The organism is Buchnera aphidicola (Aphis craccivora) (assembly GCF_005082145.1).
GTDB classification, from domain to species: Bacteria; Pseudomonadota; Gammaproteobacteria; order Enterobacterales; family Enterobacteriaceae; genus Buchnera; species Buchnera aphidicola_U.
Genome location: NZ_CP034897.1, coordinates 242,841 through 261,402, shown reverse-complemented (window position 1 = coordinate 261,402; position 18,562 = coordinate 242,841). Strand labels below are relative to the sequence as shown.

The window sequence follows — 18,562 nt, the reverse complement described above, 5'->3', positions numbered from 1 at the left end:
TATTTTACTTAATATCAATTTTTTTATAAAATAAAATAGTAGAATGACAAACATTTTTATTATTTACTATTGCAATAGCTTTAAATTTAATTAAATTTCTTTTTTTTTAAAAAAAAATACTTCAATTAATATTTGATCTCCAGGAATAATATTTTTTTTAAATCGAGCATTCTCAATGCCGACAAAATAATATAATTTATTAATATTTAATATTCCTGTGCTTTTATATATTAAAATAGCAGCTGCCTGAGCCATAGTTTCGATAATTAAAATACCTGGAAAAATAGGTTTTTTTAAAAAGTGCCCTTGAAAAAAAGGTTCATTTACAGTGCAATTTTTTAGTGCTTTTAAATAATAAAATTTTTTAAAATCTAAAATTCTATCAATTAATAACAAAGGATATCGATGTGGTAAAATTTTTAAAATTTTTGTAATATCTAAAAAATCATAATTAGAATTCAAAATATTCACCTTTTTAAAATAATAAATTTTAAAAAATATATTTTTTAAAAATAAAATGTATTTTATTTAACTAAATAAAAAAATAATTTAAATTACCAATTTTTACCAATGTTAAATTGAAACGCTTCTAATTGACTATTTTCATTTTTTTGAATAGGATAAGCATAAGAAAAAACTAACGGACCAATAGGAGAAAACCATTGTAAAGAAAAACCGATTGAAGAATAAATACTTTTTAAAATATTTGAATCTGAAAGATCTAAAGAAACATCTTTTTGTTGTTTCCATCTAGTATCCCAAATATTACCAGCATCTAAAAAAAATGAAGATCTAAGAAAGTTTGTATACTCTTCTTTAATAAATGGAATTGGTACAATTAATTCTAAGTTAGTAATAACCATAGCATTCCCGCCAACTGAATCTAAAGATTCGCAAAAATGGTTATTTTTTTCTCCAGAACATTCTGTTAAGTTTTTAATGTTATAACTTTTTTTTGGGCCAATAGTATTAACCCGAAATCCACGAATATTATTTGAACTGTTTGTGTGAAAATTTTCATAAAAAGGCAGTTTTTCTTGGTTTAAACTATCTCCAAAACCTGCTCGAAAATGAGTTAAAAATATAAATTTTTTTTGTTCATCTAGTGGTATATATTGTTCAGTATCTAACAAAAATTTATAAAAATTATTATCAGAACCAGGAATAGTATTTTTTCCGCTTAAATAAGTTTGATTACCAGAAATAGGGAAATAAAAATTTTTTAAAGTATCATGCAAAAATGAATAATTTAAAGTAAAATCATTCACCAAGCTATTTTTTAAAAATTCATCCTGAAATATTTCGTTTTTATTATTTATAAAATCTTCTTGATTAAGAAGATCATTTTTTTTAATTAAACCATTATTATTAATTAAACTATTTCGAGTATATCCAAAACCTAAATTAATCCTGTTAAAATCATCAATTAAAAAACTTAAATCACTCTCAAATCCAGCTGTTTTTTTAATAAGTGTTGATATACCATTGAGATGGTATTTAAAATCGTTATAAAATAATCTAGTGTTTAAATTTGTACCATTTTCAAAAAAATATGGATATGTAAGTAATAAATCTGCATATTTTTGATTATCATTTTTAATAATACTTGTCTTTAAAGAATTTCCAGATCCAAATAAATTATCTTTTGAAAGAGAAGCATTGAAACTTAACCCACTATCTTTTCCATAACCTAGTCCAAAATTTATAGTACCAGTAGGGCGTTCTTTTAATTCATAAGTAATATCAACTGCATTTTTTTTATTATATAAAAAATCTTTTGTAATTGTTATATCATACAAATATTTTATTTTTTCTAATGATTCTTTGCCTAAATCAATTAACTTTAAGTTAAACCATTCACCTTCTATTTGCTTTATTTCACGACGTAAAACTGTATCTTTAGTTAACTCATTACCTCTAAAAAATATTTTATTAACAAAATAACGTTGATTAATATTTATATTAAAATTTAAAGTTATAGTTTTTTTTTGAAAATTTACTTTAGAATTAATTAAAACTTGAGAATTAATATACCCATTTTCAGATAAAAAATATTTAATTTTTTGAATTATTGAATCAATTTTCTCTTGATTATAAAATTCACCATTATTAATGGTAATACAACTTTTTATTTTTTCATGATATTTTAATAAATTTCCATTAATAAAAAAATGATCAATTTTATATCTATTTCCTTCAGAAATTTTTAAAAAAATATTTACTTTATTTTGAGTTTTTAAAAATTTAACTATTTTTTTATCTATGTGAAAATAATAGTATCCTTTATTTAAATAAAATTTTCTTAAATTCTTTATGTCTTTTTCTAATTGATCAGAATAATAAATATTTTTTTCTAAAAAATTCCACCAAGGTTTATAATCTTTTAACTTAAATAACGAAATAATTTCATTTCGAGAAAAATTTTTATTTCCAAGAATTTTAATACTATTTACTTGAAATAAATTTCCTTCATCAATGAATATTTTTAAATTAATTCTATTATTTGAAGAAAAGGTTGTTAATAATTTAATTTTTGATTGATATCTTCCGATATGAAAATAAAACTCTTGTATATTTTTTATAAAAACGTCTTTTAAATACGGATTATATTGTTTTCCTACTTCAATGCCTAATTGACTAAGATATTTATTAAAAACAGTATTTTTAATTATATGATTACCTGAAATATTAATATGATAAATTAAAGGTCGTTCTCTCATTTTAAAAATGAGTGATTTATCTGAAAAAAAAACTTTAATATCTTCAAATTTTCCTGTTTTAAATAAAGATCTAATACTTTTTTGAATATCGTTTTCAGATATTTTACTACCAACATTAAATAAAATATTTTTTAATGCTTCTTCTTGTGAGAAATATTTTAATCCTTGAAATTCAATGTTTTTTATAGTCCATAAATTTTTTGAATAAATATTCATACTAAAAAACATTAAAAAAACCATAAAAAATTTTTTAATTAACATTATTGCAATTTTTCCTGCAATAGATCTAATACTTTGTATGTTTTTATGCCATACAATCTAAAAGAAATTAAGAAATAAAAATAAAATTTTAATAATTTTTATTATTAAAAAAGTATTTATAATATTTTATTAATATTAAAAATATTTTTAATCTTTAATAATTCTTCCAAAACGACGTTCTCGAGAACTAAAGCAATTAATTGCATCTTGGAAAATAAATTTATTAAAATCAGGCCATAAAACATCAGTAAAATATAATTCAGAATATGCTATTTGCCACAATAAAAAGTTACTAATTCTTTTTTCGCCTCCAGTTCTAATTACTAAATCTACTGGCAATAAACCATGAGTGCACAAATATTGAGAAAATATTGTTTCTTTAATTTTATTTATATCTAAATATCTATTTTGAACCGCATTAACAATTTTTTTTACACCTTCTAGTATATCCCATCTTCCACCATAATTTGCAGCAATGTTTAAAATTAATCCACTATTATTTAAAGTAATTTTTTCTACATTATAAATATAAGATTGTAACTCTTCATTGAATACAGTTAAATCACCTATGACTTTAAGACAAATATTATATTTATTTAAATTTTTAACTTCATTTTTTAATGCAAATAAAAATAATTTAAGTAAAGATGCTACTTCAAATTTCGGACGCTGCCAATTTTCACTACTAAAAGTATATAATGTTAATACTTCTATTTTATTTTGAATAGCAAATTTAACTGTCTTCTTAACTGCTTTTAAACCTGCTTGATGACCAAAAGCACGTATTTCGTTTCTTTTTTTTGCCCACCTCCCATTTCCATCCATAATTATAGCAACATGACGAGGTGTATTTTTTTTTAATTTTTTTTTAAGTGGTGTATATTGATATAACATTAAATATATATTTCTCTTAAAAATAAAACTCATTTAAAAATAAAAAATATTATTAACTGTTTAATAAATTAAAGATGATATTTTTTTTTTCGTTTTTATTCTAGTTTTTTTATCAATTTCTAAAATTTCTTCAATAGAAGTAGGTTCTAAAAAATCAGAAGATATTAACATATCACTATTTATTTCAGAAATTTTATCAAATCTAATTTTTGAATTTAAAAAAGCAGATACGGAAACTTCATTAGCAGCATTTAAAACCGTCATTGCTGATTGACCAGAAGCAAAAGCATCAATTGCTAATTTTAAACATGGAAATTGCGCAAAATTTGGTTCAAAAAAATTTAAGCACTTTAATTTTTTAAAGTTCAAAAAATTAGATCCAGAAACAATACGCTTAGGAAATGCCATCGCATATGAAATAGCAACTTTCATATCTGGAACTGAAAGTTGAGCTAATACTGAACCGTCAACATATTCTACCATAGAATGAATAATTGATTGAGGATGAATTAAGATATCAATTTCATTATCTGAAGCATTAAATAACCATCTAGCTTCAATATATTCTAAACCTTTATTTATCATTGTTGCTGAATCTACTGATATTTTTTTTCCCATTGACCAATTTGGATGAGTACATGTTTGCTTAGGCGTCACAAAAGGCAAATCTTCTTTTTTAAGATGATATAATGGACCTCCTGAACCAGTTAAGATAATAGATTTAACTCCATTTTCTTTTAAACTAACTTTTCCTAAATTTTTTTGCAAAAATCGAGGTAAAACTTGAAAAATAGCATTGTGTTCACTATCGATAGGAATTATCCTAGCACGATTGTAAGATAAAGCTTTCATAAACACACAACCACAAGCAATTAGAGATTCTTTGTTAGCTAATAAAATTGTTTTTCCAGCGCATATAGCAGATAAAGTAGGTAATAAACCTGCCATTCCAACAATGGCAGATACTACATAATCATTTTCTTTTAAAGAAGCTAGCGCACAAATTTCTTTAGTTCCTGACAAAACCTGTGTTTTAATTTTTTTTTCTTTTAACTTTGTTCTAAGTATATTTGCAGATTTTTCATTTTTCATAGCCACCCAATCAGGTGAGAAAAATACACATTGCTCTAACATAGTAGAAAAATTTTTATTTGCAACCAATGCAACTATTTTAAATAAATCAGGATGTTTTTTAATGATAGATATTGTATTGATACCAATTGAACCAGTTGATCCTAAAATTGTTATTTTTTTCATAAAATTTTTATTATAACAAATATTTTAATTAGTTATTTAAGATATAAATATTAAGTTTTACTTTTAGTTATCTTTAAATTAAAATTTCATGAGTTCTTTTTCTTTTAAAGTTAAAATGATTTCTACTTGCTTAATATACTCATCTGTCATTTTTTGAATTTTATTTTGTGAACTACGTTCTTGATCTTCTCCAATAATCTTATTTTTTAAATAAACTTTAATTTTTTCGTTAGCATCTCTTCGAATGTTTCGTATGTAAATACGAGTGTTTTCTGCATTACTTTTAATAATTTTAATAAGATGTTTTCTTCTTTCTTCTGTTAGACTAGGTATTGGCACAATAATATCTTTTCCATGCACAATTGGATTTAAATCAAAATTTGAATTCAAAATAGCTTTATTAATTAAAGATGTATTAGAACTGTCAAATACATTGATTCTAAGAGTATGATAATCTTCCACTATTATATTAGATATTTGTCGAAGTGGTATTTTAGAGCCAAAATATTCAACGTATACACTATTAAGTAGTTCTGGAGATGCTCTTCCAGTTTTAATATTATTTACTTGAATTTGAAAATTTTTAATACAAACTTCCATTTTTTTCTTGATTTTAATATAAAGCTGATTGATCACATAATTACCTATATAATATATTAAGTTTAATATTAAATTTATTTTGTGAGATGTTTTATATGTATTATAAAATATTTGTATATTTTATACTGTAATAATTATACTGTAATAATAGTACCTTCATCATACCCTGTAACAATACGATATAAAGATTGAGGTTTATTAATGTTAAAAATTCGAATAGGCAAATTATGATCTCTAGCTAAAGAAAAAGCAGATAAATCCATAACTTTTAATTCTTTTTTAAGTACATCTTTATATGTTAATTTTTTGTAAAAAATTGCATGCGAATACTTTTTTGGATCTTTCGAATATACTCCATCAACTTTTGTTCCTTTTAAAATAATATCTGATTGCGTTTCAATTCCACGTAAACATGCTGCAGAATCAGTTGTAAATAAAGGATTTCCTATACCAGCAGCGAAAATTACTACGCAATTACCAGATAAAAGCTTAATCGCTCGCTTATAAGTATAAGCTTCACATATACCATTTATTGGTATAGCTGACATTACATAAGAGCGAATAGAGTAATAATGCATTATATCATGCATTGCTAAGCTATTAATTATTGTAGATAATATACCAATATGATCAGATGCTATTCGATTTATACCAATTTTAGATAAAGTTGAACCACGAAACAAATTTCCACTTCCAATCACCAAGCCTACTTGTACACCAAGGTTTAATACTAATTTTATTTCTTTTGCTATTTTTTTTAAAGAATTTATATCAATACCAAATTTATTAACTCCTTGTAATACTTCTCCACTGATTTTTAGTAAAATACGGGGGTATATAAATTTTGTATTGGTAGACATGTTTTTAATCCGAAAATATTTTTTATATTAAAGATAAATAATTTTGTTTAAAAAAATTATATTACTATTAATTAAACACTTATATTATTAGTTATATTTTCTCCAATTTCAAATCTGATAAATGATATAATACTGCCATTATTCTCTTTTAATACTTGACCCACTGTTTGACTTGGGTCAATTATAAAATTTTGACCAATTAGAGAAATATTGTTAACAAATTTATTCATTCGACCATCTACTATTTTTTTTAATATATTAGCAGGTTTTTTATAATTTTTTACTAATTGCAATTGAATATTATACTCTCTTTCAAAAACAGATTTAGGTACTTCATTAGGATTTATATATTCAGGTTTGCTAGCTGCTATATGCATAGCAATGTTTTTTAATACACTTTCATTTAAATTATGAGCACTAACTAAAACTCCAATACGACCAGCGTGTATATAGGAGTGTAAATTCTCATTCTCAATAACTCCAAATCGATTAATTTTAATATTTTCACCAAATTTAACAATTAATTCTGTTATTTTTGATTCAAAATAATTTTTTATATCAAGAATGTTTTTTATTTTCTTAGACAATGCTGTTAAAATTATTTCATTTCCTAAAGAAACAAATAAACTATCTTTTGCTACAAAATCAGTTTGACAATTTAACTCAATTATAACTCCAAAATTATTTTTAATTTTTGCAAATATTAAACCTTGATTTGTAGTATTTTTTAGCTTTTTAAAAGCTTGCATTTTTCCTGATTTTCTTAGATTATCAATTGATAATTCAATATCTCCATTTTCTTCTGTTAAAGCTCGCTTACATTCCATAAGCCCAACACCTGTACGTAATCTTAATTGTTTAACCAATTCAGCAGTAATATCAGTCATAAATATTTTCTCTTATAATTTTTTAATAAATACATATTTATTAAATATGTATATTTTCTTTAGAATTTATCGATACTTCTGTTAATGGATTTTGATGATTAATTTTACTAATACTCATTGTGACAGCTTTCAAATATAATGCCACAGATCTAATTGCATCATCATTTCCGGGTATTATATAATCAACACCATCAGGATTCGAATTAGTGTCTACAACAGAAAAAACAGGAATACCTAAATTATTCGCCTCTTGAATTGCAATATGTTCATGAGCAGCATCAATAACAAATAAACAGTCTGGAAGACCTCCCATATTTTTTATACCACCTAAACTATTTTCTAATTTAGATAATTCCCGTGTTCGTATTAATGCTTCTTTTTTCGTTAATTTTAAAAAAGTTCCATCTTTAGATTCAATCTCTAAATCTTTTAAACGCTTGATAGACTGACGTACTGTCTTCCAATTAGTCAGCATACCTCCTAACCAACGATGATTGACATAAAATTGATCACAATTTATTGCAGTTTCTTTAATTTTTTTACTAGCCGCTCTTTTTGTTCCAACAAATAATATTTTACCTTTTTTAAAAGATATTTTTTTTAATTCTATCAAAGCAAAATTAAACATTGGAAGAGTTTTTTCTAAATTAATAATATGAACCTTATTTTTAGAACCGAAAATAAATGGTTTCATTTTTGGATTCCAATAACGAGTTTGATGTCCAAAATGTACTCCTGCTTTTAACATATCTCTCATTGACACTATTTCCATAACAACTCCTTAATAAATAAAAAAATAATAAATTTTTACAAAATTAATAATTTTCAAACTTTTATTTAAATTAAAAAAGATAAATGTTTTTAATTGTTTATATCATATTCAATATATTTAATAAATTAAATAAAATATATCATATTCAATATTTAAGATCAGTAATAATTGTTAATGTATTTTGTTTTTTTTATATTAATAAAAAATATTAAAATAAAAAATTTTTACAACCAAATTTTATAAACTATAATTTAAATGAATTAAATTTAATATATCTAAAATTGGTTAAATATTATGAATTGTATGATAAAAAAAGAATCAGAAATAGAAAAAATAAGAATATCTGGAAAACTAGCTGCAAAAGTACTAGAAATGATTGAAGAATATGTTCAACCAGATATAAGTACAGAAGAACTAAATAATATTTGTCACGATTTTATTAACCAAAATAATGCTATTCCAGCTTGCTTAGGATATCATGGTTTTCCAAAATCTGTTTGTATTTCTGTTAATGATGTTGTATGCCATGGTATCCCTAGTAAAAACCAAATTCTAAAAATAGGAGATATAGTTAACATTGATGTTACAGTTATTAAAGATAATTATTACGCTGATACTTCAAAAATGTTTTTTGTAGGAAAGACAAATATTTTATCTAAACGTTTATGTAAAGTAACACAAGAAAGTCTTTATGCGGCTTTAAATATAATCAAATCTGGTATTCCTCTGTTTAAAATTGGCGAAACAATTGAAAATTATGTTGAAAATCATGGTTTTTCAGTCGTAAAAGAATATTGTGGTCATGGAATTGGTTCATCATTTCATGAAGAACCGCATGTATTACATTATAAAAATAACAACAAATTAATTTTAAAGGAAGGCATGATTTTTACTATTGAACCTATGGTAAACGCAGGAAAATCAGAAGTAAAATGCATGAAAGATGGATGGACAGTAAAAACAAAAGACCATTCATTATCTGCTCAATATGAACATACTATATTAGTGACAAATTATGGATGTGATATTTTAACATGGCATAAACAAGACAAAATATTACCTAGTCTTACTACTAGCCTTACTAAATAAAACAAAAATTTTTATTTTATAAATATAAAATATAATAAATTAGGTTAATTTAAAATGAAAAAATTTAAAAAAATAATTGAAAACGCTTACGAACATAAAAATGAAATTAATTTTAAAAATATTGATATAAAAACTTATGAAACGATTGTTTATATAATAGATATGTTAAACAAAGGAGAAATTCGTATTTCAGAAAAACAAGATAATATTTGGATTACTCATCAATGGTTAAAAAAAGCAATTTTATTATATATATATTTTACAAGAAATAATATTTTTTTAGGAAAAAATACTAATTATTACGATAAAATACCACTTAAATACAATAAATATACTCAAGAAAATTTTGAAAAAGAAAAAGTTCGTATAGTACCACCAGCTACTATTAGATATGGTGCATTTATTAATCAAAATACAGTAATTATGCCTTCATATATTAATATAGGTGCCTACATAGATCAAGGAACTATGGTAGACACATGGGCTACTGTAGGATCATGCGCTCAAATTGGAAAAAATGTACACTTATCTGGAGGGGTTGGCATAGGAGGGGTATTAGAGCCTTTACAAAACAATCCTACTATCATTGAAGATAATTGTTTTATTGGTGCTCGCTCTGAAATTGTAGAAGGAGTTATTGTAGAACAAGGTTCTGTAATATCTATGGGTGTTTTTATTGGACAAAGTACTAAAATTTATAATAGAGAAACAGGCGAAATTTCTTATGGAAGAATACCTGCTAATTCTGTGGTAGTTTCAGGAAGTTTGCCATCAAAAAATGGAAAATATAATTTATATTCTGCAATCATTGTAAAAAAAGTAGATCATAAAACAATGAGTAAAGTAGAAATTAATCAAATGTTACGTCGCTTAAAATAATAGAAAACCGCCCGTATCTAAAAAAATCGGGCGGAATTACATAACAAAAAATTAATTAGTTACTAAATAAATATTAGCAGTTCCTCTTTTTACCCTAAAAATTAATAGATCTGATCTGTTATCTAATGCGCGTTTTAAGTCGTCTAAATTATTTATTAAATTTTGATTTACTTGTATAATAATATCATCTTTTTTAAAACCAATTTTTGAAGCTGGAGTATTTTCTTTTACATTTTCTACTTTTACACCTTTTTGTTGATCTAAATAATTAGATAGATTAGCACCTTCAAGGCCTGTATAAATATCTCCGAAATTCATATTATGTTGAATAGATGGTTTTAATTCAACGAATATATCTTTAATTTTTCCCTCCCGAAATACTCCTAATATCATTTTAGTAGTAACTGGCAAAGATCCGATTTCAGCTCGTAATGCTGCAAAACTAAAAATAGGTTTTTTATTTAAAGATATAATAATGTCTCCAGCTTTAATTCCTGCTTGAAACGCAGAAGAATCAGGTAAAACCTGACTGACAAAAGCTCCTTTTTGAGTATTTGTTTTCATTAAACGTGCTAAATCAGAATTTAATTCCATTCCTATTATACCTAATTCACCACGTCTTACCTGTCCAAATTCAGCCATTTGTGCTGTAAGATTTTTAACCATATTACCAGGAATGGCAAAACCAATACCTATATTACCTCCATCTGGGGCTAATATTGCAGTGTTAATCCCTATTAACTCACCATTTAGATTTATTAATGCCCCACCAGAATTTCCTCTGTTAATAGCAGCATCAGTTTGAATAAAATTTTCGTAGTGTTCAATATTTAATCCACTTCGTCCTAAAGCAGAAATAATACCGGATGTAACAGTTTCACCAAGGCCATAAGGATTACCGATAGCTACAGTGTAGTCACCCACTCTTAAAGTGTCAGAATCTGCAATTTTTATTGCACTTAAATTATTTGCATTTTTTAATTGTATTAAGGCAATATCAGAACGTGAATCTTTCCCAATTACATAAGCTTCATAACGACGTCCATCACTTAATTGTGCTTGTATTCTATTAGCATTTTCTACAACGTGATTATTAGTTACAGCATACCCTTTTTCAGCATCAATAATAACACCTGATCCTAGTGCACGAAACTTTTTATTTGCATTATCAGAATTTGGATTAGAACGGCAAAAAGGAGAATTCCTAAATGGTGAATTACCTTTACAAAAAGGAGAATTTTTACCAAAAAATGGTTGAAATTGATGAGGTAAACGAGAAGTTGGAATTATAGTGCTTCCTTCAATACTAATACTAATTACTGAAGGCATAACTTTTTCCAACATAGGCGCTAAACTCGGCATAACAAGTGCAGAAGAAACATTATTGGAAATGGAGTTTTTATCTCCCCAAGACATTCCTAAACTTAGTAATAGAGTCAAAATAAATACTGTTCCGCCTAATACTATATTTATTCTTTTCATTATTGCTTTCTCATAAATTACAATCTAATCTTATATAGATAAAACGACTAAAAACCAAAATTTTTAATTAAAATAAAATTTTAGTATACACTCCATAATTCATTAACTCCATCGATGCTTAGTAGATAAATAAAAAAATATTTTGGATCAATACTGTTAAAATTACAATTTTATAAATGTTATTTATTTATTAACTTTATAAAAATTTTTATAAAAAATATATTTTTCTATATAATATTTTTCTTATCAAAAATAATGGTTTTATATTTATGATATTAAATAAGATAATCAATATTCTTTTATGTTCCTTAATATTTTTTTATATAATATATAGAAATACAAATGAAAAAATAGCAGAAATAATAGAATTAAAAGGAAAAACAATGGGAACATACTGGCAAGTAAAAATTCCCAATGTAAAAATAAAAAATAAAAAATATTTAAAAAGACTCATACAAAATAATTTAGATGCAGATGAAAAATTATTATCTCCTTGGAAAAAACAATCTTTAGTTTATAAATTTAATCAATTAAAAAAATATCAATTATTAAAAATTAATAAAAACTTTTTAAAAATTATTTTGACAGCACTAACTATTCATCAAAAAACTCATGGAAAATTAGATATAACTATTGGGAGTTTAATTAATATATGGGGATTTGGAACTGAAAAAAAACCTCGTAATTACCCTTCACCAAATATAATAAAAAAAAATATAAACCTTACAGGTATTCAATATTTAAAAATTATTAATAAATCCAGTGGAGTATATTTAAAAAAAAATATAAATGGTATGAAAATAAATCTTTCTACACTAGGCGAAGGATTTGCTGTTGATCATTTATCTTGTATACTAAAAAAAAAAGGAATAAAAAATTATATTATTTCTATAGGAGGTACAGTTTTAGTTAAAGTAAATAATAAACAAAAACCTAAAATAATTGCAATTCAAAAACCCACCGACAAAAAAAAATCAGCTCAATTGCTTCTTAAACTCAAAAACAAATCTATTAGTACAGCTGGAACTTATATCAATTATTATTTTATTAATGGTAAAAATATTTCACATATTATTAATCCTCAAAATGGCATTCCTGTGGAAAATAATTTAGTATCTGTTAGTGTTGTTGCTCCAACCGCATTAGAAGCAGATGGTTGGGACACTGGACTGCTTTTATTAGGTTTTAAAAAAGCAAAAGCATTATCTATCAATGAAAATTTAGCTGTTTGTCTGATAACTAAAGAAAAAAATAATTTTTTAACATGGATATCGCCTCAATTTAAAAAACTTTTAATTTTAAAATAAACATTTTAAAAAATAAATTTTAATCAAATATATAATTATTTAATTTATTTCAATTTATTGATAATATTTAATATATTTGTAATAATAAAAGAACATTTAGTTGACACTAATAAATGACAGATCTTTATTTATATTTTATTTAACTGTTCTTATTTTATCTAGATAAACTATCAGGATAAACTACAAATAAAAAACTAGGAATAAACCTAATAAAATAGCATCCTGGAGGAAAAAATGGAAATATTATCAGGAGCCGAAATGGTTATTAGATCATTAATTAATCAGGGAATACAACATATATTTGGTTATCCTGGTGGTGCAGTACTAGATATTTATGATGCTCTAAAAACTGTTGGTGGAATTGAACATATTTTAGTAAGACATGAACAAGCAGCAACTCATATGGCTGATGGATATGCGCGATCTACTGGAAAAACAGGTGTAGTATTAGTAACTTCTGGACCAGGTGCTACTAATGCGATTACTGGAATTGCTACAGCCTATATGGACTCTATTCCAATGATAGTAATCTCTGGTCAAGTAGCATCATCTTTAATTGGATACGATGCGTTTCAAGAATGTGATATGATCGGTATTTCGCGTCCTATAGTAAAACATAGTTTTTTAGTAAAAAAAACTGAAGATATACCGATGATTTTTAAAAAAGCTTTTTGGATAGCCTCTACAGGTCGTCCTGGTCCAGTAGTTATTGATTTGCCTAAAGATATTTTAAAACAAAAAATTAAGTCTGTATTTACATGGCCTAAAAGTATACATATACGATCTTATAATCCAACTACCAAAGGTCATCAGAAACAAATTAAAAAAGCATTAAGTATATTATTAAAAGCAAAAAAACCTGTTATTTATGCAGGTGGAGGAGTTATTAGTTCTAATAGCAACAATGAACTACTAGAATTCGCAGAAAAAACTCATTGTCCTGTTACAACATCTTTAATGGGATTAGGAGCCTTTCCAGGTAGTCATCCTCAAAGTATTTCTATGTTGGGTATGCATGGTACATACGAAGCTAATATGGCAATGCATAACGCAGATGTTATATTTGCAGTTGGAGTTCGATTTGATGATCGAACAACAAATAACTTAAAAAAATACTGCCCGAATGCTACTATTTTACATATTGATATCGATCCTACATCTATTTCTAAAACTGTTTCTGCAGATGTTCCGATAGTTGGAGATGCTAAACATGTTTTAAAAAAAATAATAGAGTTAATAAAACAAGAAAAAAAAATTCATTCTTTAGATCAATGGTGGAGTACTATAAAAGAATGGAGACAAACTAAAAGTTTAGAATACAATAAAAAAAGCATCCAAATAAAACCCCAAAATGTTATTCAAACACTTTTTAAATTAACAAAAGGCAAATCCTATATTACTTCTGATGTAGGCCAACATCAAATGTTTACGGCATTATATTATCAATTTAATAAACCCAGACATTGGATTAATTCTGGGGGATTAGGCACTATGGGTTTTGGATTACCTGCTGCACTGGGTGTGAAATTAGCAATACCCAAAGCCACTGTAATTTGTATTACTGGTGATGGCAGTATTCAAATGAATATTCAAGAATTATCAACTGCAAAACAATATAATTTAGCAGTTCTTATACTAAATTTAAATAATTCTTCTTTAGGTATGGTTAAACAATGGCAAGATATGATTTATTCTGGAAGACATTCTCATTCATATATGGACTCGCTTCCGGACTTTGTAAAATTAGTAGAATCATATGGACATATTGGATTACGTGTAGATACAACAGAAGAATTAGAAACAAAATTAATATTGGCATTAAAAAAATTATCTGAAGGAAATTTAGTTTTTTTAGATGTTCAAATAGACAATTCTGAACATGTTTATCCTATGCAAATTCAAGGAGGAGGTATGAATGAAATGTGGTTAAGGAAAAAAGAGGTTTCCGAATAAAAAATATGCGAAGAATTTTATCTATTCTCTTAGAAAATGAATCAGGTGCATTATCACGTGTAATAGGCCTCTTTGCACAAAGAGGCTATAATATAGAAACAGTTACAGTAGCACCTACAGAAGATCCTTCTTTATCAAAAATGACTATACAAACAGTAGGAAATGAAAAATCGATTGAACAAATCGAAAAACAACTGCATAAATTAATTGATGTTTTAAGAGTTATTAAAATTGAACAAATATCACATATAGAACGTGAAATTATGTTATTAAAAGTTCAAACAAATAATTGTAAAAATGATATTAAACATATTACTGAAGTTTTTCGAGGGCAAATTGTAGATATTACATCTACTACCTATGTATTACAACTTGCAGGAACTACAAAAAAATTAGATTCTTTTCTTAAAATAATCAGAAATATATCTGAAATTATTGAGATGACTCGTTCTGGAATAGTAGGAATTTCTCGGGGATGAATTAAATAAAATTTATTTGTGTTACTTTAAAACGAAAACTAACAATATATTAAAAATTTTATTATTCATTAAACATGATCATTTTAAAATATAGATGATCATGTTTCTTTTTCATGATATCAAAAAAATTCACTATGAATCAAAATATAAAACATATTCCTGTTATGACAAAAGAATTAATTGACTCTTTGCAAATTCAAGACAATGGTATTTACATTGATACTACATTTGGATTAGGCGGACATTCCATTGAAATTCTAAAAAAACTTGGTAAAAATGGAAAATTATATGCTATTGATAAAGATTTAAACTCTGTATTAATAGGAAAAAAAATTACAGACCAACGTTTTTGTATAATTCATGATAGCTTTTCAAAAATTTTAAATTATGCTAAATCTAACAAAATTGTAGGAAAGGTGGATGGAATATTATTTGATTTAGGAGTATCTTCATTACAAATAGAAGACTATAAAAGAGGTTTCTCATTTAAAAAAAACGGGCCTCTAGATATGAGAATGAATCAAACTTGTGGAATTACAGCTTCAGATTGGATTAATAAAAGCGATACTAAAAAAATTATTTTTGTTTTAAAAAAATTTGGAGAAGAACGTTTTGCAAAAAAAATTGCACACGAAATAAAAGACTATAAAAGAAAAAAAAAGATAAAAGAAACTTTAGAATTAGTGAATATCATAAAAAAATCAATACCAATAAAAAATATATTTAAACACCCAGCTAGACGAACTTTTCAAGCAATTAGAATCTATATTAATCAAGAATTAGAAGAAATTCAAAGCGCATTAGAAGACACGTTAAAAATATTAAAACCAGGAGGACGTATCACAGTTATTAGTTTCCATTCATTAGAAGATAGAATAATCAAAAAATTTATGACAAAACATAGTACAAAAGCACAAATTCCATGTGGAATGGCTATAACAGAAAAAGAAATAAAAAAACTTAAAATATGTAAATTAAAAATTATAAATCGATTATTTCCCACTTATGAAGAAATTCAAAAAAATCCTAGATCTCGGAGTTCTATACTACGTACAGCAGAATTAAAAAAATATGAATAAAAAAGAACATTATGATTTACCGAATATTATTAAAAATGATTTTTTTTTATATGGAAAGATACATTTAATTTTATTATTTGCAATAATATTATCTGCAAATTCTATTGTGATTGTAGTTTATAAAACCCGTATGTTAATTGCTGAAGAAGAAAAATTACGTATAGAATACAAAAAAAAAAATGATGAATGGAGAAATTTAATTATCGAAAAAAATACTCTTGCTACGCCCCCAATTGATTAATCAAAAACATTTAATTATTTTAATAATATATAAATTTCATTAATTTTTTTAAAAAAATCATAAAAACAAGATAATTATAAAATGTATACCAAAAAAAAAATAAAGTTATTTAAAGAAAAAAAAACAAGAAAAACGATTTATATAAACTGGCGTTTTATAGCATTATGTATTATTGTTTTTTCATTTTTGATTATCTTAACATTACGTATAATATTTCTTCAAGTTATTGATGCCAAAAAACTATCATATGAAGGAGATCGTAGAACGTTAAGAATACAACCTGTTATAAATACCAGAGGAATTATTAACGATCGTTTGGGGTACCCATTAGCTGTTACTGTTCCAGTAAATGCAGTTTTTATAGACCCTAGTATGATCCATCAAAATAGTATAGATATTGAAAATAATATAAGATGGCAAGCATTATCTAACATTCTTTCTATTCCATTAAAAAAAATTATTTTTCATGTCAATTATGATAAAGATTTAAAATTTATTTATTTAGCGCGTCAAGTTGCCCCAGAACTTGGTGAATACGTTAAAGCACTAAAATTACCTGGTATATATTTAACAGAAGAAGCAAAACGCTATTATCCTTCTGGTAAAATCGCCGCGCAACTTATTGGATTTAATAATATAGATGACGAAGGTATAGAAGGTGTAGAAAAAAGTTTTAATGACCACTTAACGGGTAAACCAGGTAAAAGAAAAATAAGAAAAGATAATCAAGGTCATGTGATTGAAAATGAATCTTTAATTAATAAATCTAGCTCTAAAAATTTAGTATTAAGTATTAATAAAGAACTTCAAACTATTACTTACCAACAATTATGTGAAGGCGTAAGTAAAAATAAAGCAGATTTTGGAATTGCTGTTTTAATTGATATCAAAACTGGGGAAGTATTATCAATGGCTACTAGTCCTGCATATAATCCAAACGAAAGACAATATACAGTTTCAAAAAATTTTCGAAATAGAGCTATTACAGATGTTTTTGAACCAGGTTCTACAGTTAAACCTATAGTTATCATGGAAGCTTTAAAAAAAGGATTGATTAAACCAAATTCAATAATAAACACAAAACCTTTTTTTATTAGAAAACATCAAATTAAAGATGTATCATATCATGAAAAATTAAATATTGCAGGAATATTGCAGAAATCTAGTAATGTTGGAGTATCAAAAATCGCACTTTCTATGAATAGTGAAGATTTAATTAATACATATTTAAAGTTTGGATTAGGGCAACCAACTAACTTAGGATTAATTGGAGAAAACAAGGGATTTTTACCTAAAAAGAAAGTGTTATCAAATTTAGAAAAAGCAACTTTTTCTTTCGGATATGGGTTAATGGTAACACCTCTGCAATTAGCTAGATTATATACCACTATTGGAAGTTATGGAATTTATCGGCCACTTTCTATTGTTAAAATAAATCATCCAGTATACGAAAAAAGAATCTTCCCTCAAGAATATGTCAAAAAAGTACTTAATATGATGGAAAAAACTGTTCAACCAAATGAAATTGATAATCAATCAGGCATAAAAAAATATCGTATTGCTATTAAAACAGGAACAGCAAAAAAAGTTGGTATTCATGGATGTTATATTAAAAAATATATAGCTTACACTGCAGGTGTTGCTCCTGCTAGAAATCCAAAATTTTCTTTAATCATCGTAGTTGACAACCCTAAAGGAAATCAATATTACGGAGGTGCAGTTTCTGCTCCAATTTTTAGTAAAATAATGACTTTAGTATTAAAAACAATGAAAATTAAACCAGATAACTTATAAAAATAATA

General features: G+C 25.1%; 16 protein-coding genes and 1 pseudogene. 8 read left to right on the top strand and 9 right to left on the bottom strand.

Features of this window, described 5'->3' with window-relative positions; all coding sequences use genetic code 11:
- Window positions 1-4 precede the first annotated feature (4 nt).
- The 8 genes and pseudogenes from fabZ to rpsB form a co-directional block, all read right to left on the bottom strand.
- Window positions 5-462, bottom strand: a pseudogene (fabZ, locus tag D9V60_RS01210) (3-hydroxyacyl-ACP dehydratase FabZ).
- A 92-nt stretch (window positions 463-554) separates the two neighbouring features.
- Complete coding sequence (bamA, locus tag D9V60_RS01205; RefSeq protein WP_258013333.1) at window positions 555-2,948, bottom strand: outer membrane protein assembly factor BamA; 2,394 nt, start codon at window positions 2,946-2,948, stop codon at window positions 555-557.
- Between the two features lie 180 nt (window positions 2,949-3,128).
- On the bottom strand, window positions 3,129-3,875 hold the full coding sequence (uppS, locus tag D9V60_RS01200; RefSeq protein WP_158360539.1) for a polyprenyl diphosphate synthase: 747 nt from the start codon (window positions 3,873-3,875) through the stop codon (window positions 3,129-3,131).
- 60 nt (window positions 3,876-3,935) lie between these two features.
- A complete protein-coding gene (ispC, locus tag D9V60_RS01195) occupies window positions 3,936-5,132 on the bottom strand; it encodes a 1-deoxy-D-xylulose-5-phosphate reductoisomerase (RefSeq protein WP_158360538.1) in 1,197 nt (398 codons plus the stop codon).
- 78 nt (window positions 5,133-5,210) lie between these two features.
- On the bottom strand, window positions 5,211-5,768 hold the full coding sequence (gene frr / locus D9V60_RS01190) for a ribosome recycling factor (RefSeq protein ID WP_158360537.1): 558 nt from the start codon (window positions 5,766-5,768) through the stop codon (window positions 5,211-5,213).
- A 98-nt stretch (window positions 5,769-5,866) separates the two neighbouring features.
- On the bottom strand, window positions 5,867-6,592 hold the full coding sequence (gene pyrH / locus D9V60_RS01185) for a UMP kinase (protein WP_158360536.1): 726 nt from the start codon (window positions 6,590-6,592) through the stop codon (window positions 5,867-5,869).
- A 71-nt stretch (window positions 6,593-6,663) separates the two neighbouring features.
- Window positions 6,664-7,479, bottom strand: a complete 816-nt coding sequence (gene tsf / locus D9V60_RS01180) for a translation elongation factor Ts (RefSeq protein ID WP_158360535.1) — start codon at window positions 7,477-7,479, stop codon at window positions 6,664-6,666.
- Window positions 7,480-7,519: 40 nt separating this feature from the next.
- The gene (gene rpsB / locus D9V60_RS01175) at window positions 7,520-8,251 is read right to left on the bottom strand and encodes a 30S ribosomal protein S2 (RefSeq protein ID WP_158360534.1); all 732 of its coding nucleotides are present in this window, start codon (window positions 8,249-8,251) and stop codon (window positions 7,520-7,522) included.
- Between the two features lie 294 nt (window positions 8,252-8,545).
- Here rpsB and map point away from each other — a divergent pair, with 294 nt between their 5' ends.
- Both map and dapD read left to right on the top strand, forming a co-directional pair.
- Window positions 8,546-9,340 carry a type I methionyl aminopeptidase gene (gene map, locus D9V60_RS01170; RefSeq protein ID WP_158360533.1) on the top strand — a complete coding sequence of 265 codons (795 nt, stop codon included), beginning with the start codon at window positions 8,546-8,548 and terminating at the stop codon, window positions 9,338-9,340.
- 54 nt (window positions 9,341-9,394) lie between these two features.
- Entirely contained in the window at window positions 9,395-10,219 is an 825-nt protein-coding gene (dapD, locus tag D9V60_RS01165; protein WP_158360532.1) for a 2,3,4,5-tetrahydropyridine-2,6-dicarboxylate N-succinyltransferase, read from the top strand.
- 51 nt (window positions 10,220-10,270) lie between these two features.
- On the opposite strand, the gene degP is transcribed toward dapD, so the two are convergent.
- Window positions 10,271-11,701, bottom strand: a complete 1,431-nt coding sequence (degP, locus tag D9V60_RS01160; protein WP_158360531.1) for a serine endoprotease DegP — start codon at window positions 11,699-11,701, stop codon at window positions 10,271-10,273.
- Window positions 11,702-11,970: 269 nt separating this feature from the next.
- Between degP and D9V60_RS01155 the strand changes: the two genes are divergently transcribed.
- The 6 genes from D9V60_RS01155 to ftsI all read left to right on the top strand — a co-directional run bounded on the left by D9V60_RS01155 (window position 11,971) and on the right by ftsI (window position 18,554).
- On the top strand, window positions 11,971-13,008 hold the full coding sequence (locus D9V60_RS01155) for an FAD:protein FMN transferase (RefSeq protein ID WP_158360530.1): 1,038 nt from the start codon (window positions 11,971-11,973) through the stop codon (window positions 13,006-13,008).
- A 234-nt stretch (window positions 13,009-13,242) separates the two neighbouring features.
- Window positions 13,243-14,961 (top strand): acetolactate synthase 3 large subunit, encoded by a 1,719-nt coding sequence (locus tag D9V60_RS01150; RefSeq protein WP_158360529.1) that lies wholly within the window; start codon window positions 13,243-13,245, stop codon window positions 14,959-14,961.
- Between the two features lie 5 nt (window positions 14,962-14,966).
- On the top strand, window positions 14,967-15,440 hold the full coding sequence (gene ilvN, locus D9V60_RS01145; protein ID WP_158360874.1) for an acetolactate synthase small subunit: 474 nt from the start codon (window positions 14,967-14,969) through the stop codon (window positions 15,438-15,440).
- A 134-nt stretch (window positions 15,441-15,574) separates the two neighbouring features.
- On the top strand, window positions 15,575-16,519 hold the full coding sequence (gene rsmH / locus D9V60_RS01140; RefSeq protein ID WP_158360528.1) for a 16S rRNA (cytosine(1402)-N(4))-methyltransferase RsmH: 945 nt from the start codon (window positions 15,575-15,577) through the stop codon (window positions 16,517-16,519).
- Window positions 16,512-16,760 carry a cell division protein FtsL gene (locus D9V60_RS01135; RefSeq protein ID WP_158360527.1) on the top strand — a complete coding sequence of 83 codons (249 nt, stop codon included), beginning with the start codon at window positions 16,512-16,514 and terminating at the stop codon, window positions 16,758-16,760. Before rsmH ends, D9V60_RS01135 begins: the two co-directional genes overlap by 8 nt.
- An 81-nt stretch (window positions 16,761-16,841) precedes the next feature.
- Window positions 16,842-18,554: a peptidoglycan glycosyltransferase FtsI gene (gene ftsI, locus D9V60_RS01130; protein WP_158360526.1), complete on the top strand. Its 1,713-nt coding sequence runs from the start codon at window positions 16,842-16,844 to the stop codon at window positions 18,552-18,554.
- Window positions 18,555-18,562 lie beyond the last annotated feature (8 nt).